Source organism: Bradyrhizobium sp. AZCC 1578, from assembly GCF_036924675.1.
Classification (GTDB): Bacteria; Pseudomonadota; Alphaproteobacteria; order Rhizobiales; family Xanthobacteraceae; genus Bradyrhizobium.
In genome coordinates this window covers 1,240,060-1,266,615 of sequence record NZ_JAZHRZ010000001.1, presented here as the reverse complement: position 1 = coordinate 1,266,615, position 26,556 = coordinate 1,240,060, and the positions used below count along the sequence as shown (strand labels likewise).

Annotated in this window: 25 protein-coding genes; 11 read left to right on the top strand and 14 right to left on the bottom strand. The window is 62.4% G+C overall.

Translation table 11 applies throughout. From position 1 onward, the window contains the following. Positions 1-3: 3 nt before the first annotated feature. Positions 4-1,590: a glycoside hydrolase family 17 protein gene (locus V1290_RS06540; RefSeq protein WP_334363609.1), complete on the top strand. Its 1,587-nt coding sequence runs from the start codon at positions 4-6 to the stop codon at positions 1,588-1,590. Between the two features lie 25 nt (positions 1,591-1,615). Here the strand turns inward: V1290_RS06540 and V1290_RS06535 are convergent, their stop codons facing one another. From V1290_RS06535 to V1290_RS06515, 5 genes are all read right to left on the bottom strand, one after another. Continuing rightward, the gene (locus V1290_RS06535; RefSeq protein WP_334363608.1) at positions 1,616-2,683 is read right to left on the bottom strand and encodes a threonine aldolase family protein; all 1,068 of its coding nucleotides are present in this window, start codon (positions 2,681-2,683) and stop codon (positions 1,616-1,618) included. A gap of 41 nt (positions 2,684-2,724) precedes the next feature. Beyond that, positions 2,725-3,870 carry an alpha-hydroxy acid oxidase gene (locus V1290_RS06530; RefSeq protein WP_334363607.1) on the bottom strand — a complete coding sequence of 382 codons (1,146 nt, stop codon included), beginning with the start codon at positions 3,868-3,870 and terminating at the stop codon, positions 2,725-2,727. Positions 3,871-3,986: 116 nt separating this feature from the next. Continuing rightward, on the bottom strand, positions 3,987-4,604 hold the full coding sequence (gene rpsD / locus V1290_RS06525; protein WP_334363606.1) for a 30S ribosomal protein S4: 618 nt from the start codon (positions 4,602-4,604) through the stop codon (positions 3,987-3,989). Between the two features lie 211 nt (positions 4,605-4,815). Beyond that, positions 4,816-5,595 (bottom strand): acyltransferase, encoded by a 780-nt coding sequence (locus V1290_RS06520; RefSeq protein WP_334363605.1) that lies wholly within the window; start codon positions 5,593-5,595, stop codon positions 4,816-4,818. A gap of 191 nt (positions 5,596-5,786) precedes the next feature. After that, a complete protein-coding gene (locus tag V1290_RS06515) occupies positions 5,787-6,566 on the bottom strand; it encodes an HpcH/HpaI aldolase family protein (RefSeq protein ID WP_334363604.1) in 780 nt (259 codons plus the stop codon). A gap of 167 nt (positions 6,567-6,733) precedes the next feature. Between V1290_RS06515 and V1290_RS06510 the strand changes: the two genes are divergently transcribed. Then, positions 6,734-7,513 carry a ThuA domain-containing protein gene (locus tag V1290_RS06510; RefSeq protein ID WP_334363603.1) on the top strand — a complete coding sequence of 260 codons (780 nt, stop codon included), beginning with the start codon at positions 6,734-6,736 and terminating at the stop codon, positions 7,511-7,513. Positions 7,514-7,548: 35 nt separating this feature from the next. Here the strand turns inward: V1290_RS06510 and V1290_RS06505 are convergent, their stop codons facing one another. After that, a complete protein-coding gene (locus V1290_RS06505; RefSeq protein WP_334363602.1) occupies positions 7,549-8,445 on the bottom strand; it encodes a LysR family transcriptional regulator in 897 nt (298 codons plus the stop codon). 99 nt (positions 8,446-8,544) lie between these two features. Between V1290_RS06505 and V1290_RS06500 the strand changes: the two genes are divergently transcribed. Together V1290_RS06500 and V1290_RS06495 are read left to right on the top strand one after the other, a co-directional pair. Then, positions 8,545-9,708 (top strand): mandelate racemase/muconate lactonizing enzyme family protein, encoded by a 1,164-nt coding sequence (locus V1290_RS06500; protein ID WP_334363600.1) that lies wholly within the window; start codon positions 8,545-8,547, stop codon positions 9,706-9,708. Between the two features lie 171 nt (positions 9,709-9,879). Beyond that, positions 9,880-10,350, top strand: coding sequence for a GlcG/HbpS family heme-binding protein (locus V1290_RS06495; RefSeq protein WP_334363599.1), 471 nt, complete (start codon positions 9,880-9,882; stop codon positions 10,348-10,350). 111 nt (positions 10,351-10,461) lie between these two features. On the opposite strand, the gene V1290_RS06490 is transcribed toward V1290_RS06495, so the two are convergent. The 3 genes from V1290_RS06490 to V1290_RS06480 form a co-directional block, all read right to left on the bottom strand. Next, positions 10,462-11,022, bottom strand: coding sequence for a cytochrome P460 family protein (locus tag V1290_RS06490; RefSeq protein ID WP_334363598.1), 561 nt, complete (start codon positions 11,020-11,022; stop codon positions 10,462-10,464). Between the two features lie 82 nt (positions 11,023-11,104). Next, a complete protein-coding gene (locus tag V1290_RS06485) occupies positions 11,105-12,142 on the bottom strand; it encodes an alpha/beta fold hydrolase (RefSeq protein WP_334368949.1) in 1,038 nt (345 codons plus the stop codon). A gap of 70 nt (positions 12,143-12,212) precedes the next feature. Beyond that, positions 12,213-12,632 (bottom strand): organic hydroperoxide resistance protein, encoded by a 420-nt coding sequence (locus V1290_RS06480; protein ID WP_334363597.1) that lies wholly within the window; start codon positions 12,630-12,632, stop codon positions 12,213-12,215. A 307-nt stretch (positions 12,633-12,939) separates the two neighbouring features. On the opposite strand from V1290_RS06480, the gene V1290_RS06475 reads away from it, so the two are divergent. Next, positions 12,940-15,780, top strand: a complete 2,841-nt coding sequence (locus tag V1290_RS06475) for an ATP-binding protein (protein WP_334363596.1) — start codon at positions 12,940-12,942, stop codon at positions 15,778-15,780. A 91-nt stretch (positions 15,781-15,871) separates the two neighbouring features. Here V1290_RS06475 and murI read toward each other — a convergent pair whose 3' ends face one another. Continuing rightward, on the bottom strand, positions 15,872-16,660 hold the full coding sequence (gene murI, locus V1290_RS06470) for a glutamate racemase (protein ID WP_334363594.1): 789 nt from the start codon (positions 16,658-16,660) through the stop codon (positions 15,872-15,874). 172 nt (positions 16,661-16,832) lie between these two features. Continuing rightward, a complete protein-coding gene (locus V1290_RS06465) occupies positions 16,833-17,231 on the bottom strand; it encodes a RidA family protein (RefSeq protein ID WP_065728638.1) in 399 nt (132 codons plus the stop codon). A gap of 152 nt (positions 17,232-17,383) precedes the next feature. Here V1290_RS06465 and V1290_RS06460 point away from each other — a divergent pair, with 152 nt between their 5' ends. Next, positions 17,384-17,977, top strand: coding sequence for a TetR/AcrR family transcriptional regulator (locus V1290_RS06460; RefSeq protein ID WP_334363592.1), 594 nt, complete (start codon positions 17,384-17,386; stop codon positions 17,975-17,977). 28 nt (positions 17,978-18,005) lie between these two features. Here the strand turns inward: V1290_RS06460 and purB are convergent, their stop codons facing one another. The 3 genes from purB to V1290_RS06445 form a co-directional block, all read right to left on the bottom strand. After that, complete coding sequence (gene purB, locus V1290_RS06455; RefSeq protein WP_334363591.1) at positions 18,006-19,313, bottom strand: adenylosuccinate lyase; 1,308 nt, start codon at positions 19,311-19,313, stop codon at positions 18,006-18,008. Positions 19,314-19,481: 168 nt separating this feature from the next. Continuing rightward, positions 19,482-20,135: a response regulator transcription factor gene (locus V1290_RS06450; protein WP_334363590.1), complete on the bottom strand. Its 654-nt coding sequence runs from the start codon at positions 20,133-20,135 to the stop codon at positions 19,482-19,484. Further along, a complete protein-coding gene (locus V1290_RS06445) occupies positions 20,135-21,505 on the bottom strand; it encodes a histidine kinase (protein ID WP_334363589.1) in 1,371 nt (456 codons plus the stop codon). The genes V1290_RS06450 and V1290_RS06445 overlap by 1 nt, the downstream gene beginning before the upstream one ends. 204 nt (positions 21,506-21,709) lie before the next feature. Here V1290_RS06445 and V1290_RS06440 point away from each other — a divergent pair, with 204 nt between their 5' ends. From V1290_RS06440 to V1290_RS06420, 5 genes are all read left to right on the top strand, one after another. Then, the gene (locus tag V1290_RS06440) at positions 21,710-22,477 is read left to right on the top strand and encodes a MotA/TolQ/ExbB proton channel family protein (protein WP_334363588.1); all 768 of its coding nucleotides are present in this window, start codon (positions 21,710-21,712) and stop codon (positions 22,475-22,477) included. Further along, on the top strand, positions 22,474-23,148 hold the full coding sequence (locus V1290_RS06435) for a hypothetical protein (RefSeq protein ID WP_334363587.1): 675 nt from the start codon (positions 22,474-22,476) through the stop codon (positions 23,146-23,148). The genes V1290_RS06440 and V1290_RS06435 overlap by 4 nt, the downstream gene beginning before the upstream one ends. Next, the gene (locus V1290_RS06430) at positions 23,141-23,749 is read left to right on the top strand and encodes a hypothetical protein (RefSeq protein ID WP_334363586.1); all 609 of its coding nucleotides are present in this window, start codon (positions 23,141-23,143) and stop codon (positions 23,747-23,749) included. Before V1290_RS06435 ends, V1290_RS06430 begins: the two co-directional genes overlap by 8 nt. Positions 23,750-24,095: 346 nt before the next feature. Next, on the top strand, positions 24,096-24,692 hold the full coding sequence (locus V1290_RS06425) for a TetR family transcriptional regulator (RefSeq protein ID WP_334363585.1): 597 nt from the start codon (positions 24,096-24,098) through the stop codon (positions 24,690-24,692). 155 nt (positions 24,693-24,847) lie between these two features. Further along, positions 24,848-26,518, top strand: coding sequence for a LuxR C-terminal-related transcriptional regulator (locus V1290_RS06420; RefSeq protein WP_334363584.1), 1,671 nt, complete (start codon positions 24,848-24,850; stop codon positions 26,516-26,518). Positions 26,519-26,556 lie beyond the last annotated feature (38 nt).

Here is a 26,556-nt window from a genome sequence, read left to right as displayed (position 1 = left end):
CTTTTGTTTCTATCGCTCGGCATCGTTGTCGCGGTGTGGTGGTGGCTGGCCACGCCGGTAGCGCTGACGCGCGCGCCGATTGATGATGCATCGAAGCTGGAATGCGTTTCCTACGCGCCGTTCCGCAACGATCAGACGCCGCACGATCCGACGCTCATCGTCAAGCCGGAGCAGATCGCGGAGGATCTGCAGGAGCTTGCCAAGGTCTCCAAATGCATCCGCACCTACTCCATCGACAACGGGCTGGACAAGGTGCCCGAGCTTGCGTCCAGGGTCGGATTGAAGGTTCTGCTCGGCCTGTGGATCGGACGTGATCGCGCGAAGAACGCGCAACTCGCCGACATTGCGGTCTCGCTGGTGAAGGATCATCCCGGTACGGTCGCAGCGCTCATCGTCGGCAGCGAAGTGCTGCTGCGCGGCGACATGACCGTCGGCGACCTTCGCCAAACGATCCAGTCGGTCAAGCCGCGCGTGGACATTCCGGTGACCTATGCCGATGTCTGGGAATTCTGGCTGCGCTACCGCGAGGTAGGCGCCGATGTCGATTTCGTTACCGCCCATTTCCTGCCCTATTGGGAAGACGTTCCCCCGCGCGCCGAGGATGCGGCCGCGCATATAGATGAGATACGCAAGCAAGTGGCGGCAGCCTTTCCCGGCAAGGAGATTTTGATCGGCGAAACCGGTTGGCCAAGCCACGGGCGGATGCGCGATGGCGCGCTGGCTTCCCGCGTCAACCAGGCGCGTTTCATCTCCGAGATTCTCGAACGGGCAAGGCGCGATAACTTCCGCGTCAATTTGTTCGAGGCGTATGACGAGCCGTGGAAGCGCCGCTGGGAAGGAACGGTGGGGGGCTATTGGGGACTGTTCGACGGGGCCGAACGCAAGCTGAAATATCCGGCCGGCGTGGCCATCAGCAATTACCCGTTCTGGAAGCTGCAGATGGCAGGCGGGCTGCTGCTTTGCCTCTGTGTATTCGCAGTTGCCGGGTTCACGCAGAAGCGCCAGCAGGCCGCGGCGCCGTTGACATCGTGGGCCGCGGTCGCCGCATCCGCGACCGCTGGCGGGATCTTGCTGGGCATCAGCATCGACAAGATGCTCCAGGAAAGCTACGGGCTCGGCGGTTGGCTGGTTCAGGGTTTTCTGCTGACGGCGGCCGTGACAGCGCCGCTGCTGGCCACCTATGCGCTGATGTCGGGGCGGGGGCTTCCGGCGTTTCTTGAAGTGTTGGGGCCGCGCAAAGGCCTGACTCCATTGTTCATGAGCAACATACTGGGCGTGACGCTGATCGTGACGACGCTGATTGCCGCGCAGACCGCGCTCAGCCTGATATTCGACGCGCGCTGGCGCGATTTCCCATTCGCCGCCCTGACCATGGCCGTGGTGCCGTTCTGGACATTGGCGTTTCTCAACGGATCGAAATCCGGCGAGCGGCCGCTCTCTGAGGCCGTGTTTGCCGGACTCTTCGCTTTGGCGGCGATCTATATCGTCCTCAACGAAGGCTTCCAGAACTGGCAGGCCATGTGGACGGGCGCGGTGTATCTGCTGCTTGGCAGCGCATTGTGGCGGGCGCGCACATCAGCCGTTGCCTAAGTTCACGCCCTCGGGCTGATGCTTCTTACGCGCTGCGTACGATCTCGCGGACCAGCCCGACAGTCTCCTCGATCATCGCAGCACTGACGTCGAGATGCGTACAGGCGCGAATGCGGCCGTCCATCATCGCGAGCAGCACGCCGCGCTTGCGCAAGGCTTCGACCATCTTGTCGCCGGCGATGCCGGCTCTGTCAGGCTTGAAGAACACCAGGTTGGTCTCAGGCTCTTGCACCTCGATGCCGTCGATCTGCGACAGCCCCCGCGCCAGCGCGCGCGCATTGGCATGATCGTCGGCGAGGCGGTCGACGTGATGGTCGAGCGCGTAGACGCAGGCCGCGGCACAAATGCCGGCCTGCCGCATCGAGCCGCCAAGGCGCTGCTTCCAGCGCCAGACGTCGTCGATGAAGGCGCGCGACCCCGCAATCACGCCGCCGATCGGCGCGCCGAGGCCCTTGGAGAAATCGATCCACGCTGAATCCCATCCCGCGGCCATGTCGCGCGCCGATATTTTCGTGGCGACGCAAGCGTTCAACATCCGCGCGCCATCCATATGGGTGATCAGCCCATGCGCCTTGGCGATCTCGACGATTTCATCCAGCGCCGCCTTCTTCCAGATCGTGCCACCGCCGATATTGGCGGTTTGCTCGACGCTGACGACGGTCTGCGGCGGCTGGTAGCGCGAGCGCGGGTGCAGCGCGGCGCGGAACGTTTCGGGCGTGAATTGCCCGTCATCGCCCGGCAGCGGCATGATCTGGAATCCGCCGAGCGCTGCATGCGCGCCGCCTTCGCGGGCAATGATATGCGCGGTGGAATGGGCGAGGATTTCATCGCCCGGCCGGCAATGGGCGAGAGTGGCCGAGACGTTGCACATGGTACCTGACGGCATGAACACGGCGGCTTCCTTGCCGAGCAGGTCAGCCACGCGCTCGCAAAGCAAATTCACCGTCGGATCGTCGCCGATCTGCTCGTCGCCGACTTCCGCCCGCGCCATAGCCTCGCGCATCGCGGGCGTCGGCCGCGTCTGGGTGTCCGACAGCAGGTTGATGCGGATGGGATCGGCCTTGGGATCGCGCGGGGCAGGGGTGTAGTGCATGGCAGTTTCTCGTCTCTTTTGACTTGATGGCGGGACAGAAATTATCTGAACCGCAGATTTTCGCGAGAGAGCTGATTGATCGCTGTGCATCCCATCAGCTTCATTCCCCGCTCGAGTTCCGACCGCATCAGGTCGAGAGCCCGCTCGACGCCGGCCTGGCCGGCCGCCGCGAGAGGATAGAGATAATAGCGTCCAACGCCTACGGCCTTGGCTCCAACCGACAATGCCTTCAAGACATGGGTGCCCCGCTGAATTCCGCCGTCCATGATCACGTCAATTCGATCGCCGACCGCGTCCACGATTTCGGCCAACTGGTCGAATGGCGCGCGGGAACCGTCCAACTGCCGGCCGCCATGATTGGACAGCACGATGCCGGTGCAACCAATCTCGACGGCGCGCCTGGCGTCCGCCACCGACATGACGCCCTTCAGGCAGAATTGCCCGCTCCATAGCCGGACCATTTCAGCCACATCGTCCCAGTTCATCGAAGGATCCAGCATCTCGGTGAAATATTTAGAGATCGACAGCGCGTCGCTGCCCATGTCGACGTGCTGGTCCAGTTGCGGAAGCTTGAACCGCTCATGCGTGAGATAATTGATGCCCCAGGCCGGCTTGATCCCGAACTGATACATCCCGGCAAGCGTCAGCCGAAATGGAATCGAAAAGCCGGTGCGCTTGTCGCGCTCGCGGTTGCCGCCCGTGATGCTGTCCACGGTGAGCATCATCACCTGGACGCCGGCTTCTTTCGCACGTTGCATCATCGCGCGGTTGAGACCGCGATCCCGGTGATAATAGAATTGATAGACCTGCGGCGTGTCGTGCGCCTGACGCAGTTCCTCGAGGCTTACCGTGCCGAGCGAGGATACGCCGAACATCGTGCCGTACTTCGCCGCAGCAGCGGCGACGGCGCGTTCGCCGCTATGGTGGAACAGCCGTTGCAGTGCGGTCGGAGAGCAATAGATCGGCATCGCGAGCTTCTGGCCCAGCACCGTCACCGACATATCGATGTTTTCGACGCCGCGCAGGACATTGGGTACCAGGTCACAACGCTCGAAACTTGCGGTGTTCCGGCGATGGGTCACCTCGTCGTCAGCCGCGCCGTCGATGTAATCGAAGATAGGGCCGGGCAGCCGTCGCCGGGCCAGCCTGCGGAAATCATGAAAGTTGTGGCAGTCGCGCAAGCGCATGTTGATCCCGCTTGGTTCAAGCCCACGGCGAGGCTCGCGTTGAGACGACGCCATACTCGCATACAAAAAGGCCCCGGCAAAACCGGGGCCCTTGGTATCTCGTAACTGAAAACCGATCAGCGCGAATAGAATTCGACGATCAGATGCGGCTCCATCTGAACTGCGAACGGCACGTCCGACAGCGCGGGGATGCGGGTGAACTTCGCCGTCATCTTGGAGTGATCGGCTTCGATGAAGTCGGGCACATCGCGCTCGCCGAGCTGGCTTGCTTCCAGAACGGGAGTAAGCTGCTTGGAGGATTCCTTGACCTCGACGACGTCGCCGGGCCGGAGCTTGTAGCTCGGAATGTTGACGCGGCGGCCGTTCACCTTGATGTGGCCGTGGTTGATGAACTGGCGCGCGGCGAACATGGTCGCGACGAACTTGGCGCGATAGACCACGGTGTCGAGACGGCGCTCCAAGAGGCCGATCAGGTTCTCACCGGTGTCGCCCTTCATCCGGCCGGCCTCGACATAGACGCCGTGGAACTGACGCTCTGAAATGTTGGCGTAGTAGCCTTTGAGCTTCTGCTTGGCGCGGAGCTGGACGCCGAAGTCGGACAGCTTGCCCTTGCGGCGCTGGCCGTGCTGGCCGGGGCCGTATTCCCGGCGGTTCACGGGGCTCTTCGGGCGGCCCCAGATGTTCTGGCCCATACGGCGATCGATCTTGTATTTCGCCTCACTGCGCTTTGTCATCGCGTCCTCTGCTTAAGAGTTTGAGTGTTGAGGAAACGCGCCCTCCTGTGCACCGGGGTTGCCGGGGCCGACAGGTCCGCCTCGAAAGCTCGGGGAGGACCACGGGTCGCGAAACGCATCGCGGGCCGAAACCGGCCCGCGAGCAAGCGGGTTCTTAGGGAGAAACCGCTGTTCTGTCAACGAAAAGGGACCTCACGGAGACCGGGGGCCGTCAAGTCGCGACCGCGCGGACCGGTTTGGGTTCGGTTTGCTGCCGATTGGCCCGCAATTCGGCTGATATTTCGCCGTTCAGTACCAGTTCCAGCCGGTTCAACGCTTTGGCCATCGGGGCCGCATCGGTAATCCGGTGATCCCAGCGCAAGACGATATCGATGGTCTGGTCGGGCTTTTCCACCCCATAGCTCAGGACAAAGGGTCCGGGGCTGATGGCATGGAGCTGGCCCGCGCCATAGGCGGCCACGGAGGTGACCCCAAAACTACCGAAATAATTGGCCCGCTGGCGGCCGAAATTCAGCCCGACCGCCCAGAACAGCCGCCGCAGCGGCAGCGGCAGCCGCGTGGTTCGCAGGATCTTCCGGAACGCCGGCACCTCGTCGATCTGCGCCACCTTGGCGTGCCGGATCAGGGCGTCCACTTCGGCAAGCGGCATTTCGTCGGGCGCGGCGACCTTTTGTGGCAGTACGCAATCCTGGCCGTTCTCGACCCGGGCGATCGCCACCATCGCGACGCTGCGGGGCAGTTCGTAGAAGGCCGGCATAGGCCATTTGACGTAGAGGGTGCGCAGGATCGGCTGTTCCTTGGCCACCAGCGCGAAGGCCTTGACGAAAATCGCGGCCCAGCCCGGCCGCTGAGCGGCCTGCGCGCGGGCTTCCTGCAGGGCTCGAATATTGAGGGGCCGCGAGAGCGAAACAAAGGGCACGCGGTTCGAGGCGTGCATGAGGTCGGCGACCAGACGGCGCGGTAGTGTGATTTTTCGAACCGTTCCGCGCATCGCTCCGCCCGCGTTTCCGCAATAGATCAATCAAAAAGCCGGCAGGCCGCCCCCGCAACCTGCCAGCACCTCATCTAGCACGAACAAGGCGTTTTGACGCCAGAAGGTTCGAATCCGGATCGCCCCTGTTGGCGGCGCCGTGCCCCCGAGGAACCCCGAGAACTTTGAAGGGCTTGCCGCCGTCTCGGCACCTATCGCTTGATCCCTTCAAAGCTTGCCGCGATGCCGCGCTGGAACAGCGACCAGTCGAAGCCGAGCGCCAGCGCGACGTAGCCGCGGTCGATCATCTTGTTGGCTTGCTCGGCCGTGCGCGCGACGCCGCCGATTGGTACGCGACTTCTGAGGATGCCTTCCTCGGCCCGCTTCATCAGCGCCACGACCTCGGGATCATCGGGCAGGCCGCGCTTATTGATGGAGGTGGCGAGATCGCCGGGGCCGATCACGGCGACATCGATGCCAGGCGTCGCCATGATCTCGTCAATGCGCTCGACCGCTTCGACATGCTCGATGGTGACCATGCAGATCATGTCGTCGTCCGCGGTCGCCATGTAATCCGCCATCGACACGCCCCAGCGGAACGGCGCATGGAACGGGCCCCACAGCCGGTCGCCGTTCGGCGGATAGCGCACGCTGCGCACGGCTTTTTCGGCCTCAGTGCGGCTGCAGATCATCGGAAAGTTGATGCCGAGCGCGCCAAGGTCCATCGGCGCTTTCGCCAGCCAGGGCTCGTTGGCGGCTATCCGCACCATCGGTACGCAGGGCGTGCCAGAAGTCGCCGTGATCATCGCATGCGCCGATCCGAGATCGATCGGGCCGTGTTCCAGGTCGACGATGATAAAGTCGATCCCCGAACGCGCCATGATCTGCACGGTCTGGATCGAGGGGATGGTCGCAATCGTGCCGAAGGTCGGACGCCCCTCCCGCCACGCCTGGCGGAGGCGGTTGAGCGGCGCAGGCTTTGCGGTGGTCAAGCGGAAACTCCCTGCTGAAATGACCGACTGATCATTGGGCGAAGGGACCATAAGGTCAAATTCACCGCTTATCGAGCCACATTGTTTCTGCGCCTTGCCATCATTTCAGACGCCAGAGGTGAGCAACGCCAGCGCTGGTCCTATTTGTGCTAATCTTTTTTCAGCACATGATTGCCTATGGTTTTGCGGAGTGGATTGTGAGGCGACGTGAGTTCATCGCGCTCCTTGGCGGCGCGGCGGCAGCGCGACCACTCGGCGCGCATGCGCAGCGCCCGAAAGCGCGCGTCCTCTATTTCACTCACTCTGCCGGCTACCGGCATCAGGTCCTGCCGCTTTCCAAGGCAATCCTGACTCAGCTCGGAAGCAATTCGGGTACCTTTGAGGTCACTGCAACGGAAGACCCGTCTGAATTTTCGACCGAAAACCTCGCGCGCTACGCCGCGGTGATGTTCTTCACATCCGGAGAACTTCCGATGAGCGACGCACAAAGGATGGCTCTTCTCAACTTTGTGAGTTCGGGCGGTGGGTTCATCGGTGTTCATTCGGCGACGGACACATTCTACACGTGGCCGGACTATCTCGATCTGGTCGGCGGCTACTTCAATGGTCATCCCTGGCATCAGGCCGTGACCATCAAGGTGGTTGATCCCAGCGACCCTCTGGTGGCGTTTCTCGGGAGTTCATTCCAGATCGAGGACGAGATCTACCAGATCAGCGACTTCGACTATCGTGGATCAAGTGTGCTTCTGCGCCTTGACCCAAACTCGGTGGACCTCGGCAAGAGCGGCGTGCATCAGCGTTTCTATGGTTGGCCTCTCGCATGGACCCGCCTCTACGGCGAGGGGCGCGTATTCTATGCGGCGCTGGGCCACGAGCCGTCAGTCTGGCAGGACTTCCGCTACCGGCGGCTCCTCACCAACGCTATCCTCTGGTCGATGCGAAAGTAACGAGCGAGTATCGACACGACCGCCGCTCATTGCTTCTATTGGGCCAACGCATGCCACAATTCGTCTGCTGCGTGATTGCGACAGTCGGGCGATCTGAATAATCTGATCTCTATCGGTATGTCGAACTGCGGTGGCCCCGCGCCAACGAGCCGTCCCTGTTCCAGATCGTGTTTTGCCAATGTTCGCGGAAGCCACGCGACCCCATGGCCTTCGCGCGCCATCGTCATCAGCGTCGCGGCGAGATGTGAGGTAAAGCCGGTCTCCATTTGCGCGATCGCATCCCGGCTCATCTGATGGGCGGAGAGGATCCGGCCAAGTCCGGAGGCATGGCTATACGCGAGGAGGCGTATCGGTCGAGGCGATGTGCCGGAGAGCGGCCATGCAGGCCGCCCGTCGGAATAGGGCGCGCAGAGCGGGACCAGACAATCATCGCCGACCCGCACGCTCTGGAAGCGGTCGGGTTCGAAACGCGTCGGCGCCTCTGGATGATAGTGACACAGCAGGAAATGCACCTCTCCGCCGAGCATGATCTCTTCGCAAGCTTCCATGCTGTCCGAAACCAGGTTGAGGGCGCCGAGGGCCTCAAAGCGCAGGTGGTTCCGAATCCATTCGGGGAAAAACGTGAAGGAAAGCGCGTGCGTTGCTGCGATGGACAGTGCGATCGTATTTCGCTCGCCCACCGATCGGGTATCGCGTCGCGCCCTTTCCAAACCACGGATCATGTCGGCAGCCAGCGGCTGAAAGTGCTGGCCGGCTGGCGTCAAGCTGGCGCCTTGAGCGCCCCGCACGAAAAGCGGGGTGCCGATCCAGTCCTCAAGCGCGCGTATGCGCCGGCTGAAAGCCGGCTGTGTTACGTTCCGCGCGTCGGCTGCGCGCGAGAAGCTCTTCAGTTCTGCCAGCGCCAGGAAGTCTTTGAGCCAGTCGAGATCCATGTCGATGCCGTTTGCGCATAACGCGAACCGATCATGGCATTGGCCAATCCGCCCTGTCCAGAAGTACCCATCGAAGCAGATCGCCCCAAGGAGAACATCATGCGCATCATCGACGTCTGTGAGATCACCAAGCCGATCTCGTCGCCCATCCGCAACGCCTATATCGACTTTTCGAAGATGACCGCGAGCCTCGTCGCTGTCGTGACTGATGTCGAACGCGATGGTCGCAGGGTCATTGGCTACGGCTTCAACTCGAACGGCCGGTACGGCCAGGGCGGTCTCATCCGCGAGCGCTTTCGCAACCGCATTCTGGAAGCAGACCCCAAAAGCGTCCTCAACCCATCCGGTGATAACCTCGATCCGCACAAGCTCTGGGCGGTAATGATGAGCAACGAGAAGCCCGGCGGTCACGGCGAGCGTTCAGTTGCGGTCGGAACGCTCGACATGGCGGTCTGGGACGCGACGGCCAAAATCGCGGGAAAACCGCTGTTCCGGTTGCTCGCTGAGCAAAAGGGGCGCGAGGCCAACCCTCGCGTCTTCGTCTACGCCGCCGGCGGCTACTACTACCCCGGCAAGGACAATGCGGCGCTGCGGGCAGAAATGCGCGGATATCTCAATCGCGGCTACAACATCGTGAAGATGAAGATCGGTGGCGCATCCATTGACGAGGATCAGCGCCGCATCGAAGCGGTTCTGACCGAGATCGGCTCCGAGGCTCAACTGGCTGTCGACGCCAACGGCCGTTTCGACCTTCAGACCGGCATCGCTTATGCCAAAATGCTCCGCCAGTATCCGCTGTTCTGGTATGAGGAGGTCGGTGACCCCCTCGACTATGCCCTTCAGGCAGCGCTCTCGGAATTCTATCCCGGCCCGATGGCTACCGGCGAGAACTTGTTCTCGCACCAGGATGCGCGCAATCTTCTGCGCTACGGTGGAATGCGCCCGGACCGCGATTGGCTGCAATTCGACTGCGCCCTGTCTTATGGCTTGGTCGAATATCTGCGCACGCTCGACGTGCTGCATCAATTCGGTTGGTCGCCGTCCCGCTGCATTCCGCACGGCGGCCATCAGATGTCGCTTAACATCGCAGCAGGACTGGGGTTGGGCGGCAATGAGAGCTATCCTGACCTCTTCCAGCCGTACGGCGGCTTTCCGGATGGGGTGAAAGTCGAGAACGGTCACATCGTCATGCCCGAGCTTCCCGGAATCGGGTTCGAGGGCAAGTCGGACCTTATCAAGGTCATGCGCGATCTGGCTGAGTGAGCGTAACGCGATCTGCGGTGTCGTTGCGATCCTCGCCATCTCCGACGAGGCAGGGTGCAAGCTCCGCAGCGATGTCCGCAATTATCATTCGGCGAGGGACCATAAGGTCACATCGACGTTTTCATCCGCCCGGGTATAGTCCCCTGCACAATAAACCTAAGGGAGGAGACAATGATGAGGACAATTCTGGTCGCCGCTGCACTCGTCGCCCTTGCCACCGGTGCATCCGCTCAGGACAAGCGCCCTGACTACGGCACAGCGGTCAATGCCGCGGGTGCGAAGAAGATCGCAGCCGGCGTCCTCGCCGAATGCCAGAAGAACGGGTGGAACGTGGCTGTCGCTGTGGTCGATAATCACGGATTCCTCGTGTATTTCGAACGAATGGACAACACGCAGACGGGCAGCATGGACATCGCCGTCGGTAAGGCGAGGTCCGCGGCGACCTATCGGCGCCCGACACGCGTTTTCATGGAGGCGATCAACAAGGGCGGGCCGGCCACGGCCACGCTTCCCGGTGTCTTCGCCTCGCCGGGCGGATTGCCGATCATGGTCGATGGCAAAGTCACTGGCGGCGTGGGAGTGAGCGGCGTCACCGGCGACCAGGACGAGCAATGTGCGAAGGCCGGACTCGGGACTACATAAGGAATTGCATCCTGCACCCCGGCGTACAAGCGCCGGCACGGTTCTGTTGTACCCCGTGCCGGCCGGTAGACGCATCGCTCCAAACAGCGGCGACGAACGGCATGCTGCAAATCAGCGAGCAAGCCTCGTAAAGACAAAGTCGTGGCCCTTCGCGCGGGCTTCATGGCAGGCAAAACATGTGCGGTGTTGAGCCTCGTCCACCGGCTTGCCGTCTACAAATCGGCCAAATCCCCATCCACCGGTGGCTGCATATTTGTGCGAATCTTTCACCATGATCTGGACCGTCGTGGCGCTTCCGGGAATCGACGCCGATGCAAACTCGGGGGACTGAACACGCTTCCAAGCCAGCTTGACGAGAACGGTGCCGTCAGGGAACGGCAGCTTTCCGTCACCATAGGCATCGATTGCGGTCTTGTTGCCAACGACGGCTCGAAGTTCATCCAGGGGGGCCGCCTCTTCGGCCGGAGCCACCAGTTCCCAGCGCCTGTATCCCGAGGGAACGGTGACGCCGAAGATCGGTGACGCATCTGCGGTACCACTCGGTTCTTTCACTGGTTCCTCCGCGGCAACGATTGCCACAAGGAATGGCACGCATGTGAGCAGAACGGCGATGAGAGCCACTGCAAGCACGACCACGGTTCGGTATGAAGGAAATATTCTTCTTTCGGGCATCGTCGACTTCCATCATGTCCCATCAAGCTGAAAAGGGGGTATTCTCGGTTCAGCCAAGCTGAACCGAGGCGCTCAAAGACCTTCAGGCTCCATCTGCATCGATGACGGCTTTGGCAAACGCCTTCGGCGCTTCTTGAGGCAGGTTGTGCCCGATGCCTCCCTTTATGAGGCGATGTTCATATCTGCCCGAGAATTTGCCGGCATAAGCACTTGCCTCGGGGTGAGGTGCGCCGTTGGCATCACCTTCGAGCGTGATCGTCGGTACAGTAATAATCGGAGCCGTCGCTAGCCGGTTCTCGATGTGCTCATACTTTCCTTCGCCTCGGGCGAGCCCGAGGCGCCAGCGATAATTGTGGACCACGATCGCCACATGGTCCCTGTTGTCAAAGGCCACGGCGCTTCGATCGAATGTAGCATCATCGAAATTCCATTGCGGGGACGCGAGCCTCCAAATCAGTTTTGCGAAATCATGCCGATACTTGTCATATCCGACACGGCCGCGCTCGGTCGCGAAGTAGAACTGATACCACCATTGCAATTCAGCCTTGGGCGACAACGGAACGTTTCCAGCAGCCTGGCCTGAGATCAAATAGCCGCTGACGGAAATCAGCGCCCTGCAGCGCTCAGGCCACAGCGCCGCGAGGATGTCGGCCGTTCGCGCGCCCCAGTCGAAACCGGCGATGACCGCCTGCTTGATGCCGAGTGCATCCATCAAGTCGATGACGTCGATGGCCAATGCTGCAGGCTCGCCGTTGCGCATTGTTTCCGCGGAAAGAAACCGCGTCGTACCATAGCCACGCAAATAGGGAATGATCACGCGATAGCCCGCCTCGGCGAGCAGGGGTGCGACGTTCACGAAGCTATGAATGTCGTAAGGCCAGCCGTGGAGGAGGATTGCCACGGGGCCGGTAGTCGAGCCCATTTCTGCATAACCGACATTCAAGACGCCGGCGTTGATCTGCTTGAGCGTACCAAACGACGTGTTCGTGTCCGTCTTCAATCCGGACGATCGTGAAAAATCCGCTTCGGCACTGGCCCCGATAACGCCGAGGCCGGCAGCGACGGTTGCTGCTGCGACGCCCAAAAATTGGCGCCGATGATGGTCGGTAGTATGATTCATGCTGCTTCTGCCTTTTGGATGGTTGGTGGTGGTCCGACTGACGACATCGGCCGGATCGGTGAAGAACTTGTCAGAGGAGGTCGATGGTGACGTTGAGATTGCCGCGGACAGCTTTGGAGTAAGGACAGGTCTCGTGTGCTTCGTTGATGAGATCGCGTGCAACGTCGCGATCGAGCCCCGGCAGGCTGACATTGAGACGTGCTCTGAGGGAGTAGGCGCCAGCGGCCAGGATCAAGTCGATCTCCGCATCGATCGCGCACTTCTTGGGAAGAGGGATTTTCCTCTTTCGGGCCGCGATTTCCATGGCGCCTTCGAAGCAGGCCGACCAGCCGGCGGCGAACAACTGCTCCGGATTCGTGCCGACACCTGCGCCACCGGGAGGCGAGAGCCTCACATCCAGACGGCCATCGCAACTACGGGACACGCCGTCCTCCCGTCCCCCGGTGGTATGGGTCCGAGCTGTGTAGAGCACTTTTCCGGATGGGGGCATGACGGTCTCCTTCACAACAACAGCAACCTTCGGCGAGGCGCCCAATTGCCCTAGCAGCCGTCCCGGCAGGACGCCCGTTTACGTTTGTGAGAAGTTGTGAGACCCGTTGCTGCTACGAAATTTCTCGCGGCGGGACGAACTGACGCACACAAGCATTAGCGCTGCGTGAGAATCCACCACCCGATCCCCTTGCTGGAACCCGGCTTGCGGTAGGTCTGCATGTGCGTTCTGATCTCGATGCAAAGGCGATCTTGCTCGATCGCGGTCCGCTGGCTATCCGATGCGTTGAAATCGAAGAGATTGCGCAATGACCAAGTTGACCGAGCCCGCGCCGGGGGCGCTATCGTTCGGGCCATTTACCGTGAGGCCTCATGAGAGACTTCTGACACGTGACGGCGTCGCACTGACGTTGGGGGCCAGAACTTTCGATGCCCTGATCGCCCTTGTGTCGCGTCCCAATGAAGTCGTGAGCAAATGGGATCTGATGGCCTGCATTTGGCCTGGCGCCACCGTAGAGGAAGCGAACCTGCGCTTTCATATCGCTGCGCTCCGAAAGGCATTGGGTGATGGCAAGAACGGCGCGCGTTACATCACCACCTTGTCGGGACGAGGCTATTGCTTTGTGGCGCCGGTCTCGCAAACGGCGCTCCCGGCGCCTGGGCGCTCGGCGCCGAAAGTGGAAACGTCATCCGCCAAGCTGCCAAATCGGCTCCAACGGATGGTTGGGCGGGCAGATGCGGTCGTCGCGCTTTCAGAGAAGCTCATCGCTTCACGCTTTGTCACGATCGTCGGTCCGGGCGGCGTGGGGAAGACCGCCGTTGCGGTGACCGTCGCTCACGATTTGCTTGAGAATTTTTCCCATGCCATCCACTTCGTGGATCTTGGCGCTCTCAGCAATCCCGATCTCGTGACCACCTCGCTCCTGCTCATGCTTGGATTGCCAGTTCAGGCCGACGATCCGGTGCCGGCCCTGCTTGCCCATTTGCACGACAAAAAGATGCTGCTGGTTCTGGACAATTGCGAGCACGTCATCGCTGCTGTCGCGCCCTTGGCTGCGAGAATATTTCAAGCCGCGCCGCTGGTTCACATTCTGGCTACAAGCCGGGAATCTCTAAGGGTTGAGGGCGAGCAGGTCTATCGATTGGCGCCTCTTGCCGTTCCGCCGGATGTCCCCGGCCTGACTGCCGCTGTTACCCGTAACTATCCCGCGGTTCAACTGTTCCTGGAGCGCGCAACAGCCGGTGGTGCACGCATCGAGCTCAACGATTCCAATGCTGCGATTGTCGCTAACATTTGCAGGAAGCTAGACGGCATGGCGCTGGCGATCGAGTTGGCCGCAGGCAGGGTCGAAGCCTACGGCTTGCAGCAAACCGCGGAGCTTCTGGATGAGCGCCTGAGCCTGCTATGGCAGGGTCAGCGGACCGCTCTGCCGCGGCAGAGGACATTGCGAGCCACGCTGGATTGGAGCTACGAACTTTTGTCCGATCTTGAGCGCCTCGTGCTCCGCAGGCTCGCGATCTTCGCCGGGCATTTCACGATCGATGCGGCGCTTGAGGTTGTGCCGGACGAATGCGTTGACCGATCCGTTCTGTTTGACGCCATCGACAGCCTTGTCGCAAAATCGATGGTCGCACCACGTCCCATCGGCGCCATGATGCGCTATCGCCTCCTGGATACCACGAGAGCTTACTTGCTTGAGGTGCAGATCAACGACGCCACGCTCGCCGCCCGCCATGCCACTTACTACCGACGCTGGATGGAGCATGCCGGTGAAAAATGGGAGACATTGCCGAGCCCAGACGAACGAGCGATTCACTTTTCAGCCCTTCACAATGTGCGCGCTGCGTTGGAATGGTGCTTCGGCGCCGACGGCGACATCCAGATTGGCATCGGGCTTACGGCTGCGGCGGCACCCATCTTTCTGGCGATGTCGCTCCTTGTCGAATGTCGCCGCTGGTCGGAGCGGGCTCTCCTGTCGATAGATTATCTCCCACGTGGCAGTGTCGACGAAATGCACATCCAGGCGGCCTTAGGACTGACCCTGATGTTTACGCTCGGAAGTAGCGAGGCCGCGCGCGCGGCGTTGAGCAGGAGCCTCGAGATTGCCGAGGAGCGTGGTGACGACCTGAACCAACTCCAACTGCTCGGCCGGATGCACATCTTCCACGAGCGCATGGGCCAGTTCGATGCCGCCCTGCGATATGCGCAGCGGAGCCTGGTGGTGGCCAAAGTCCTCAGAGAACCTGCCGCTGTCGCTCTGGCGCATTCCTTGTTGGGGGTCTCGCTCCATCTGGCTGGTCATCATCGCGAAGCGCTGAAGATGCTTGAAGTCGTGTCGGAGGGGCCCGGTACGGAACGGATCAGCACGGTTTATGGCTTCGATCATGGAAATCGTGCCAACATAACCCTCGCGAGGGAACTCTGGTTGCAGGGCCACCCCTCGAACGCACTGCAACTGGCGCGGCAGACTGTCGCCGAGGCCGCACAGATGGATCACCCCATAACGCTATGCATTGCGCTGATCTGGGCGGTCTCCATTTTTCTTTGGACCGGAGATCTCGAAACCGCGGAAGAGAGTATCGATCGATTCATCGCTCTCGCCCGGTCGAGATCCCTTGGGCCTTACCTTGCGGTAGGGAAAGGCGTGAAAGGCGAACTGGCTGTCCTGCGGGGTAATGCCAAGGACGGTGTGCAGACGATAATGGGCTGCCTTCAAGAGCTGCGCGAAGCAGGCTATGAACTGCTCACCACGACTTTTAACATTGCGCTGGTTCAAGGTCTTCTGTCACTCGGCCAATTCGAGCAAAGCGCAGTTTTGATCGATGACGCGATAAACCTGGTCAACCAAAACGGAGATCGCTTCTACATGCCCGAACTGCTGCGAATGAAAGGGAAGGCCTTGCTTTCCCTGCCGCAGCCGAAAAGCGATGACGCAGAGAGCTGTTTCATGGAATCGCTCGAACTTAGCCGTCGTCAGGGTGCGGTAGCTTGGGAGTTGCGGACCGCGATCGATCTTGCGGAGCTTTTCGCTGCGCGCGACCGACGCAAAGAAGCAAGACTATTGCTGCTACCCGTGCTCGAGAAATTCGTGGAGGGCTCGGATACTGCGGATATCAGAGCCGCCAAGCAACTGCTGGAGATATTGTGAAGGCCGCAACGCTCCACTTACCCGGATGCTATTGTCCGCGGGCGCCAGGTTTCGTTCAACTGATTTTGAAAATATGCGCCAACGGGTGACGCTACGCCGGCACGCGGCCGCCGAAGAACGGCATCAGCGCCCGGCTCAGCGTGTGCGGTCGGTTGGACGTGAAGATCATCTCAGCTCCGACGTCATCGCTTTGCCGGCCTGGCGACCCCAGCAGTTCGGACACGCGCCGGGCGATCGCGGGTGCTGGGTCGATCCAGTCGACCGGCCACGGCGCAAGCTTGGTCAACCGGTCGAGCAACAGCGGAAAGTGGGTGCAGGCCAGCACGACGGTGTCGGTGCGATGCTCGCCACTGCCGACAAAGCAGGGGGCAAGCTCCGCCGCAATATCCTCGTCGCGCACGTCGTTGCCGCTGAGTGCGGCTTCGGCAAGGGAAGCCAGCTCTGCCGATCCCACCAGCGTCACTTCGCAGCCCTGCGCGAAGTCGTCGATCAGGCGCCTGGTATATTCGCGCTTGACGGTGCCCTTGGTGCCGAGCACCGAGATGCGCTTGGTCTTCGAGCTGGCACAGGCCGGCTTGATCGCAGGCACGGTGCCGACGAACGGCACGCTATAGGCGTTGCGCAGGTGCGACATCACGAGCGTGGAAGCGGTGTTGCAGGCAATCGCCACCAGGGCAGGGGCGTGGCGTGTGATCAACTCGCCGACCAGCGGCACCACGCGGGCGATGATCTCTTCCTCGCCGTGATGGCCATAGGGAAAGAACGCGTCGTCGGCGACATAGACGTAGTGCGCATCGGGCCGGGCACGGACGATCTCGCGCAGGACCGTGAGGCCGCCAAGGCCGGAGTCGAAGATGAGGATTTTCGGCGGTGATGACACGCTGCGACCTTAGCCGATTTGCGGTTACCGTTAGGTTGCTTCGAGGGTGCCGGCGGGAGTCACGGCGGTTGTGACAACTTGGAACCACCTAAATCGGCTTGGCAAGGCCGGAAAACTGCTGGGGTGGCTACCCAGGACCTCCTGTAAGCGGGGACACTCGCCGCCAATTGGGTCAGGTGGACTGAGGAAGGCGCGCGATGACCTTGATTTCAAAATCGAAGCCCGCCAGCCAGTTCACGCCCACCGCGGTCCAGTTCGGATAGGGCGGCTCACCGATCTCCTTCAAGCGAACTGCATTGACCGCCTCCCACTGCGTGGCCGGATCGGTGTGGAACGTGGTTACGTCAACGACGTCGTCAAATGTGCAACCGGCAGACTTCAGCACGGCCGAGAGATTGTCGAAGGCAAGCTGGACCTGCTTTTCGAAGACCGGCTCGGGCGACCCGTCATCGCGGCTGCCGACTTGGCCTGAGACGAACAGAAGGTCGCCCGAGCGGATCGCCGCCGAATAACGGTTGATCTCGTAGAGCGCCTGCCGGCCGGCAGGGAAGATTGCATCGCGTTTGGCCATGACGTCACTCCTGTTCAAAGGCAAGCCAGACCTCCACGGGTCCGGCTGTTTTTGCACCCTAAATTGACATACGCTCCGTATGTTTTCTATAAGTTACATACGCGGCGTATGTCAACTAGCATACGGGGCGTATGTAATTTGCGGAGATAGCGGTGGCCGCGAGGCGACGCGCACAGATGGTGGAAGAAACCCGGGCCAAGCTCATCCAGGCCGCCCGTAAGGCTTTCGCGACCAAAGGCTATGCGGCGTCGATGGACGATTTGACCGCCGAGGCCGGCCTGACGCGCGGTGCGCTCTATCACAACTTCGGCGACAAGAAGGGTCTGCTGCAGGCCGTGATCGAGCAGATCGACGCGGAAATGGTGGCGCGAATGCGCGCTGCACAAAATCAGGCGGAGACCCGGTGGCTCGGCTTTCTCGCCGAGGGCGTCGCCTATATCGAAATGGCGCTGGAGCCGGAGATCCAGCGCATCATGCTGCTAGACGGGCCGGCCGTGCTCGGCGATCCATCGCTATGGCCCAACCAGACTGCGTGTCTTCGCTCGACGACGCAAACGATCCAGGCGCTTATCGACGAAGGAACGGTGAGGCCGATGGATGCGGAAGCTGCCGCGCGGCTGATCAATGGAGCGGCGCTCAACGCCTCGCTCTGGATTGCCGCAGCCAACGATCCGCATGCCGTCTTTGCAAAGGCTGTCGAGGCTTTCCGATATCTCGCGGTCGGTTTGCTGCAGACCGAGAGATGACCGTCAAGCGTTCGGACGGCGTGCGTTGTCAGCTCTCGCCGAACACGCGCTTGAAGATCGTGTCGACGTGCTTGAAGTGATAGCCGAGGTCGAACTGCTCCTCGATTTCGGCATCGCTCAGGTGCTTCTTCACGTCGGGGTCCTTTTTCAGCAGCGTCTGGAAGTCGCCTTCGCCGCGCCAGACCGGCATGGCGTTGCGCTGGACGTATTTGTAGGCGTCCTCGCGGCTGGCGCCCTTCTGCGTCAGCGCGATCAGAAGCCTCTGCGAATGCACGAGACCGCCGAGGCGGTCGAGGTTCTTCTGCATGTTGGCGGGATAGATCAGGAGCTTCTCGATCAGGCCGGCAAGCCGCATTAGCGCGAAGTCCAGCGTCACGGTGGCGTCCGGTCCGATCATGCGTTCGGCGGAAGAATGCGAGATGTCGCGTTCGTGCCAGAGGGCGACGTTTTCCATCGCCGGCATCGCATAGGCGCGCACCATGCGCGACAGGCCGGTCAGATTTTCCGACAGCACCGGGTTGCGCTTGTGCGGCATGGCCGACGAGCCCTTCTGGCCCTCGGAGAAGAATTCTTCGGCCTCCAGCACCTCGGTGCGCTGCAGGTGCCGGATTTCGATGGCGAGCCGCTCGACCGAAGAGGCAATCACGCCAAGCGTCGCAAAATACATCGCATGCCGGTCGCGCGGGATCACTTGCGTGGAGATCGGCTCCGGCTCCAGCCCCATCGCCTTGGCGACATGCTCTTCCACGCGCGGATCGATCTGCGCAAAAGTGCCGACGGCGCCCGAAATCGCGCAGGTCGCAACTTCCTTGCGGGCGGCGACCAGCCGCTCGCGGGCGCGGGAGAATTCCGCATGGGCATAAGCGAGCTTGAGCCCGAACGTCACAGGCTCGGCATGGATGCCATGGGAGCGGCCGATGGTCGGCGTCATCTTGTGCTCGAAGGCGCGCTTCTTCAGCGCGGCCAGCACCTTGTTGAGGTCCGATATCAAGAGGTCCGCGGCGCGGGTGAGCTGCACGTTGAGGCAGGTGTCGAGCACGTCGGAGGAGGTCATGCCCTGGTGGACGAAACGCGCCTCGGGGCCGACGATTTCGGCCAGATGGGTCAGGAAGGCGATGACGTCGTGCTTGGTCTCGCGCTCGATCTCGTCGATCCGTGCCACGTCGAACGTCGCATGCTTGGCCTTGGCCCAGATCGTCTTCGCCGCCTCCTTGGGGATCACGCCGAGTTCCGCCAGCGCATCAGCCGCATGCGCCTCGATCTCGAACCAGATCTTGAAACGCGTCTGCGGCTCCCAGATGGAAGCCATTTCCGGGCGGGTATAGCGGGGGATCATCGACAACTCCAAGGCGGGCAGGCGAGGCGCGCGAGGCGGCTCCCGGCCGATTTGTTTTTACGCCGTGCTTTAGCAAATCGTTCCGGGGGAGGCCACCCGTACGGCGGCCGCGAGCGGGGAAAACCGGGCCTTTGCAAGGGCCTGGCCGGACGAAAACCGGGCCCGCCGCTACAGGCTGGCCAGTCCGCATTCCACAGCCAGGCGGACAAGCTGCGCATCCGTCCGCATGCCGGTCTTGGTCTTGATCAAATAATGGTAGTTCTGCACGGTCTTGATGCTGAGATTGAGATTTGAGGCGATCTGCTCGGTGGTCGCGCCGGCGGCCAATTGCCTGAGGATCTCGATTTCCCGCTCGCCTAGCTGATCGAGCAGCGATCCCGAGGGGGAGAGGCTTTCCAGCGCCAGCACGCGGGCGATGTCGTCGCTCATCGCCTGTTCGCCGCGGACTAGCGAACGGATCGCCCGGATCAGCGCTGATGGGTCGGAGCCCTTCGTGACGTAGCCGTTCGCGCCGGCATTGAAGGCGGCCTTCACCTGCGCCGCCTCGCAGTGCATGCTGAAGACGAGAATGCGGGTGTCGGAGGAGCGGGCGCGAATATTCCTGATCGCCTCGAGCCCGCTGGCGCCCGGCATCGATATGTCCATGACCACGACGTCAGGCGCATGCGCCTTGAATGCGCGATAGGCGTCGGCAGCGTTTTCGGCCTCGGCCACCACCTGGAAATCGTCCTGGTGCTCCAGCACGCGCCGGTAGCCTTGCCGGACCACGGGATGGTCGTCTACGAGCAGGATCGAAATGCCTTTGGTCTGCGACGCGGTCATCAGGCTGCAAGCGGGATCGTGGCGGCCACGCTTACCCCGCGGTTCGCATCCGCGATCGACAGCGAGCCGCCGAGCGCGGCGACCCTCTCGCGAATGCCGGTCAGGCCAAAGCCGGGAGAGCGGGCCAGTTTGGCCGCATCGCCGCCACCGTCGTCCTCGACGTGGACCAGCAGCGCGTTTTCCGCGCCGGTGCGCCGCTCGATCCGCAGCACGATCACCCGCGCCGAACTGTGCCGCAAGGAATTGGTCAGGCACTCCTGGGCAACCCGATAGGCGGTCGCAGCGACGGCGCCGCGGACGTCGGCGAGATCGCCCTTGAGATCGAGCTGGATCATCGGCTGCGTCGCATTCCGCGAGCGCCAGCTATCGACGAGATCGACAAGGCAGGCCTCAAGCCCGAGTTCCTCGGCGGGCGGATGGCGCAAGCGGTTCAACGTATCGCGCAGGCACGCCACGATGCGATGGGTGGCTTGCGAGATCATCCGCGCGTCCTGCGCGACCTCGCTTCTCGCCTTTTCCCGCGCGCTGGTTGCTTCGATCGTGTTGGCGAAAGCGAGGATCGCCGTCAGGTTCTGTCCGAATTCGTCATGCAGTTCACGGGCAAGCGCCCGCCGCTCGTCGCTGCGGATTTCGAGCAGGCGCCGGGTCAGCGCGGCGCGTTCCTCCATGGACTGCGCGAGTCGATCGCCGAGATCGCCGACGGCCTGTCCGATCATGGCAAGTTCCATCGATCGGAAGCGGGGCAGTGACGTGCTGTATTGTCCGCGCGCCATCCGTTGCAGCGCCGCGACGATCTGCTGCGCCGGCGCAAGCGTGTGCGCAATTGCCAGCGAGGCAAGCAGCGCGATCGCCACCGCCATCAGCAGGGCGACGTGGATGTTGTCGAGGATGTGCTGCCAGGCGAGTGCTATGGCGGCATTTGGATCGGCAGCGGCCGAGACGCTGCCTGCGTTGGCCGCGCGGGCGCTGATCGGCCGGACGAACGCGGCGTGATCCCCAAGCAGTGTCTGCACGGTGGCCGCGAACCAGCGCGGCGGAGCTTGGCCGATTCCCTTGCTCTGTCCGCAAAGCGGCTTCTCGAACGCGCCCGCCGGCTCGAGCCGGACGCAGATACCCGGCGAGATCAGCCCCATCGTTTCGATGGTGCGCCATTCCGGCACCGGCAGCAGTTGCTCGCGCATCCTGTTGCTGCGCAACGTCAATTCGCGCCAGTAGAGCGCTTCCAGCGCCACCGAGACACGCTCGGCGGAAGCGGCCGTGGCACGATCGACGCTGCGATGCGCGTCGATCGTCGCCCAGATAGTCGCCGCTCCCAGGCACAGGATGACCACGAGAAACAAGCGGGCAACGAGCTGAAGCACGAGGCGCATGCGATCACTCCCGAAGGTGCGGATAAGCGTAACAGCACCGCCAACCCGTGCCAATGCAGTGCGTTCCAATTCGGGAAAATTTCCCAACCAACCGTGGGCATATGTCTTTGGACGCGGTCGTGACCGCTGGTCTATCAAAGCCAAGGGACGTGCTTGCAGGCGGCCTTCCGGCCGCGGCGCGCCATTCCAGGGAGCTGACGCAGCATGAGTGCAACGGCTGGCGCCGAGACAGCATCGTCCGGCGCGGATACGTCGGAACGCAGCGTTCTCCTGTTGTGGATGATTTTCACCGGGCTCTCTGTTTTCGCCGTGGTCGTCTTATGGCGATACGGGTTGCTCCATCTGATGATCATTTCAGACCGCACCTACATTTCGAGCGTCATTGCCGTCCTTTATATCGTCACTTGCTTCCATTGCTTCTGGCGGACGCGCGCGATCGCGCGCGAAGGCGAGATCACGCGACGCTGCCGCGCGATGCTGTCGGTCCCGGGCGGCGCAAGGGGGTTGGACGAGGATGCACGCGCCTTGCCGGGCGGGCTGGTGACGGATCACATCCGCAGCCTGGTGCAGAAGGCCAGCGCACAGGCTGCCGGGCGCATCGACCAGACGCTGCTGCTCCGCTCGCTCGCCGACCGGCTGCGTGGCTCCAACGGATTTGGCGCGTTCGTGTCCGACACGCTAATGAAGCTCGGGCTGCTCGGCACCATCATCGGCTTCATCATCATGCTGGCGCCGATCGCCACCCTCGATGCGGCCGACAAGGTCGCGATGAAATCATCGATGGGCCTGATGAGCGACGGCATGGCGGTGGCCATGTACACGACGCTAGCCGGCCTGATCGGCTCCATCCTCGTGAAGATCCAGTACTACATGCTGGATGCCGCGACCCAGCGGGTATTTTCCGATGCCGTCATGCTGACCGAGACGCACGTCACCCCGGCCCTGGAACGCCATCTTGGAACGCCGGCATGATGGATGATTTCGGTCTCTATCCGCGCGAGGAGGCCTTCGATCCGCTGGGCGTCATGCTGTTCAAGGCGCTTCAGGTGATTGCGTTCCTGTTCTTCCTGGCGCTGCTTGCGGTCTCGCCGGACGCGAAGGACGGCAAGATCGATTCCAAGGCCGAGTTCATCATCACGATGGACTGGCCGGACAATCATCCCGACGATCTTGATCTGTTCGTGCAGGACCCCGCCGGCAACATCGCCTGGTATCGCCACCGCGAAGCCGGTTTCCTCACGCTCGATCGCGACGACCGCGGCGGCGCCAACAATTTCATCATCGTCAACGGCAAGAAGATTGCGTCGCCGATCAGGGAAGAGATCGTCACCGTGCGCGGCATCGTCGCCGGCGAATACACCGTCAACGTCTCGCACTTCCAGGCGACGACCGGGCAGCCCGTCACGGTGAGCGTGAAAGTCCAAAAACTCAATCCGACCGCGCAGGTGATCTTCGACAACAAGCTGACGCTCGACCACACCGGCGAGGAAAAGACCGCGCTACGGTTCTGGCTCGATGCCGAAGGCAAGGTGCTCGACGTCCAGCAGCGGCATAAGTCGCTGATGGAGACGTTCCGCAACGTCCGCGCCAATGGCGCGGATCTCGATCCGAAAACCGGCGTCAGGATGCCGCGACGTGAATAGCCTGCAGGAGGTCGTCCTCACGCTCTCTCTCAGCTATGCGCTGATCGGCGCGCTGTTGCTGATTGTCCTGGTCTATGCGCGCTTGCCCTGGTCGGCCAAGGCGGTAGCCGTCGTGGTGACGAGCGCGTTCTACATTGCAAGCTTCATGGGCGTGCGCGGCCTGTTGGGGTGGGCCAGCGTCGACAGGCTGCCCGCAAGCTTCAAGCTGTTGCAGGCCCGGATCGTGGAGCCGCACTCGCTGGAAGGCGATCCGGGCTCGATCTATCTCTGGGTCGAAACGCTCGACGACGGCAACCGGCCGAGCGGTGTGCCAAGGGCCTTTCGCATTCCCTATAGCGACAAACTCGCGCAGAAGACCGACAAGGCGGCCAGTGAGATCGCCGCTGGCCGGCCGCAAGGCGGCCGCGCCGCCGATTTTGGCGATGGCGGGGGCCGCCTGCTCGAAGCCGCCCGGGAGTACATCATGCCCACGGCGATCATAGATACGTCGGGAGGCGACCCCTCCACGGGCGGCGGATTGGCCGCGGCTCCCCGCGACGGCGACGGAGTGTCGTTTACGCCGCTGCTCCCGCCGCGGATGCCGCCCAAGGACGAGCAGTAGGCTTGGGGCGGGGGTCTCCGGAAGCCAGTCAATCACGGATTATTGACTGACAGATATTGAAATCTGTCAGCGAGAGATGCTATATCCATTGCCGACGCCGGTACTGGGCGTCACCCGGCTCGTTGGCCCGGAGCCCGGGGACTTGCAAAGGACTACGCCATGACTGCCCATCTCATTCATCTCACCGCCCAACTCCAGCGCTGGCTCAATCAGAGCGTCGCCCGCCATCTGGCCGCCCAGGCCGAGCGATTGGAACCGGTGAAACATTAATCCGCCAAAGGATTTACAACGCGGATTGCAAGGGGATTAGAATGACCACCCGTCACATCGTTTCGCAGGTGCGCGCATGAACGAAGTCGTGGTTCTGACCCCCGAACGGATTCTGGAGGTTACCGAGGACGTTCTGCGCCGCTACGGGCTGGCCAAAGCAACGGTGGTGGACGTTGCCCGGGCGCTCGATGTCAGCCACGGCAGCGTCTATCGCCATTTTCCCAGCAAGGCTTCGCTGCGCGAGGCGGTGGCCAAGCGATGGCTCGACCGTCTCAGCGCGCCGCTCCTGAAGATCGCAGAAGCTTCCGGCCCGGCGCCCGCCCGGCTGGAGAAGTGGCTGCGCACGATGTTCTCGATCAAGCACAAGCGGCTCAGCGACGATCCCGAGATGTTTGCGACTTACCTGGCGTTGGCGCGGGAGGCCTGCAGATCCGTGAGCTGCCACAAGGACTGCCTGGTCGATCAGATTGCCCGGATCCTCTCCGACGGCGTGAAGCAGGGTGAGTTCGAGGTCGCCGACATCATGGTTTCGGCGCGCGCCATTTTCGACGCCACCAGCCGCTTCCACCATCCCGCCCATGCCGAGGAATGGAACGAGCCGGGTGCCCCGGCACGGATCGATGCGCTGCTGGCGCTCGTGCTCAAGGGGCTGGAAGCACCGCGCAAGCACTGACGATCCTTCTGAAACCGACTTGCAAGACAAAGTCCGTTTTCCCGCCATCGGAAATCCACTCGCGCGAAAGGCATCCTGCCTGTCGACTGTTCCGCATATGATGCTTTGGCAAATCTCATGGGTCCGCTTATCTCTTGGGGGACTGGAGCAAGCGCATGAAGCAGTGTCCGGGCCAGCAGAAGCGCGGAGGTGCGAGTAAATCCGGCGACCTCGATCTGGCCCGTGAATATTATCGACAGCGCGCCTGGGCCGACGCTTACCAGGCGTTCTTGCGCGCCGACCAGCAAACCTCGTTAACTGCCGAAGCTCTCGAACTGCTGGCGATGGCCGCATACTTGGTCGGCCGGGACGAGGATTATCTCAAGGCGCTCGAACGGGCCTACAATGCGCACCGGGATACTCCCCGGCGTCTTCGCGCCGTCCGTTGCGCGTTCTGGCTCGGCTTTCGCCTGCTAATGCGCGGCGAGATGGGCCGTGCGAGCGGCTGGTTTTCCCGTGCTCAACGTTTGCTGGAGCGTGACACGCGCGAATGCGCCGAGCGGGGCTATTTGCTGCTGCCGGTCGTCGAGCAACGCCTCGGATCTGGTGAGTACGAGGCCGCGTTCGCCGCTGCAGCCGAGGCCGCCGCAGTCGGCGAGCGCTGTGGCGACCCGGACCTCGTCGCCTGTGCCCGCCACCAGCAGGGCCGCATACGACTGCAGCAGGCGCAGCTCGGAGCCGGACTCGCGCTCTTGGATGAGACCATGGTCATGGTCACTGCTGGAGAGCTATCGCCGCTGGTGACTGGCTTGATGTATTGCAGCGTGATCGCGGCCTGTCAGCAGGTATACGCACTCGACCGAGCCCGCGAATGGACAGGCGCCCTGGCGCGGTGGTGCGAGGGCCAGCCCGATATGGTCGCCTTCGCCGGGGTTTGCCAAGTGCATCGCGCGGAGATCCTGCAGTTGCAGGGCGCCTGGCCTGAGGCGATCGAGGAAGCGCGGCGCGCCTGCGCGCGGTCGCAGGGCTTCGACCGGCGGGCTGCCGCCGGAGCGCTCTACCAGCAGGCAGAGGTCCATCGTCTGAAAGGGGAGTTTGCAGCGGCTGAAGAGGCGTATCGAGGCGCGAGCCAGCTTGGCCTGGAGCCCCAGCCGGGCTTAGCGTTGCTGCGCCTTGTGCAGGGACGCACCGATGCGGCCGCCACCGCCATTCGCCGCGTCGCAGGCACGACGGTGAGCCGCCTGAAACGCATGGATTTGCTGCCCGCCTATATCGAGATCAACTTGGCCGCCGGTGACGTTCAAGACGCACGCAACGCCTGCCGAGAACTCGAGGACATTGCGCGCAGCTTCGATACGAGCGTGCCGGATGCAATTGCCGCGCAGGCCTGCGGAGCGGTGGACCTCGCCGAAGGGGACGCGCGGGCCGCACTCGGTTCGCTGCGCCGTGCCTTCGAAGTGTGGCAGGGGATCCCGGCGCCCTACGCGGCTGCGCGCGTGCGCGTGCTGATCGGACAGGCCTGCCGCGCCCTCGGAGACGAGGACGCTGCCGATCTGGAGTTCGATGCGGCCCGGACCATTTTCGAGCGTTTAGGTGCCGGCCCCGATCTCACGCAGATCGGCTCGCTGAAGAAGGGCGTCGCTTCCAGCAATGTGCATCGCCTGACCCCGCGTGAGCTTGATGTTCTCCGCCTGGTCGCCGCCGGCGAAACCAACAAGGCGATTGCTGGCAGGCTCTCCCGAAGCGAGAAGACCGTCGACCGGCACGTCAGCAACATCCTCGCCAAGCTTGATGTCCCCTCGCGAGCCGCGGCGGCGGCCTTTGCGTGCCGACACAAGCTGATCTGAACACTGAGATTAAGGTCGAAGGTTTCGATCAGCTTCGC

Bases quoted from the DNA above. Each gene is read 5' to 3' on its own strand.
- V1290_RS06535 (WP_334363608.1), bottom strand. From the start codon at position 2,683: ATGCACTACACCCCTGCCCCGCGCGATCCCAAGGCCGATCCCATCCGC.
- V1290_RS06530 (WP_334363607.1), bottom strand. From the start codon at position 3,870: ATGCGCTTGCGCGACTGCCACAACTTTCATGATTTCCGCAGGCTGGCC.
- rpsD (WP_334363606.1), bottom strand. From the start codon at position 4,604: ATGACAAAGCGCAGTGAGGCGAAATACAAGATCGATCGCCGTATGGGC.
- V1290_RS06520 (WP_334363605.1), bottom strand. From the start codon at position 5,595: ATGCGCGGAACGGTTCGAAAAATCACACTACCGCGCCGTCTGGTCGCC.
- V1290_RS06510 (WP_334363603.1), top strand. From the start codon at position 6,734: ATGATTGCCTATGGTTTTGCGGAGTGGATTGTGAGGCGACGTGAGTTC.
- V1290_RS06505 (WP_334363602.1), bottom strand. From the start codon at position 8,445: ATGGATCTCGACTGGCTCAAAGACTTCCTGGCGCTGGCAGAACTGAAG.
- V1290_RS06500 (WP_334363600.1), top strand. From the start codon at position 8,545: ATGCGCATCATCGACGTCTGTGAGATCACCAAGCCGATCTCGTCGCCC.
- V1290_RS06495 (WP_334363599.1), top strand. From the start codon at position 9,880: ATGATGAGGACAATTCTGGTCGCCGCTGCACTCGTCGCCCTTGCCACC.
- V1290_RS06490 (WP_334363598.1), bottom strand. From the start codon at position 11,022: ATGCCCGAAAGAAGAATATTTCCTTCATACCGAACCGTGGTCGTGCTT.
- V1290_RS06485 (WP_334368949.1), bottom strand. From the start codon at position 12,142: ATGAATCATACTACCGACCATCATCGGCGCCAATTTTTGGGCGTCGCA.
- V1290_RS06480 (WP_334363597.1), bottom strand. From the start codon at position 12,632: ATGCCCCCATCCGGAAAAGTGCTCTACACAGCTCGGACCCATACCACC.
- V1290_RS06475 (WP_334363596.1), top strand. From the start codon at position 12,940: ATGACCAAGTTGACCGAGCCCGCGCCGGGGGCGCTATCGTTCGGGCCA.
- V1290_RS06465 (WP_065728638.1), bottom strand. From the start codon at position 17,231: ATGGCCAAACGCGATGCAATCTTCCCTGCCGGCCGGCAGGCGCTCTAC.
- purB (WP_334363591.1), bottom strand. From the start codon at position 19,313: ATGATCCCCCGCTATACCCGCCCGGAAATGGCTTCCATCTGGGAGCCG.
- V1290_RS06450 (WP_334363590.1), bottom strand. From the start codon at position 20,135: ATGACCGCGTCGCAGACCAAAGGCATTTCGATCCTGCTCGTAGACGAC.
- V1290_RS06445 (WP_334363589.1), bottom strand. From the start codon at position 21,505: ATGCGCCTCGTGCTTCAGCTCGTTGCCCGCTTGTTTCTCGTGGTCATC.
- V1290_RS06440 (WP_334363588.1), top strand. From the start codon at position 21,710: ATGAGTGCAACGGCTGGCGCCGAGACAGCATCGTCCGGCGCGGATACG.
- V1290_RS06435 (WP_334363587.1), top strand. From the start codon at position 22,474: ATGATGGATGATTTCGGTCTCTATCCGCGCGAGGAGGCCTTCGATCCG.
- V1290_RS06425 (WP_334363585.1), top strand. From the start codon at position 24,096: ATGAACGAAGTCGTGGTTCTGACCCCCGAACGGATTCTGGAGGTTACC.
- V1290_RS06420 (WP_334363584.1), top strand. From the start codon at position 24,848: ATGAAGCAGTGTCCGGGCCAGCAGAAGCGCGGAGGTGCGAGTAAATCC.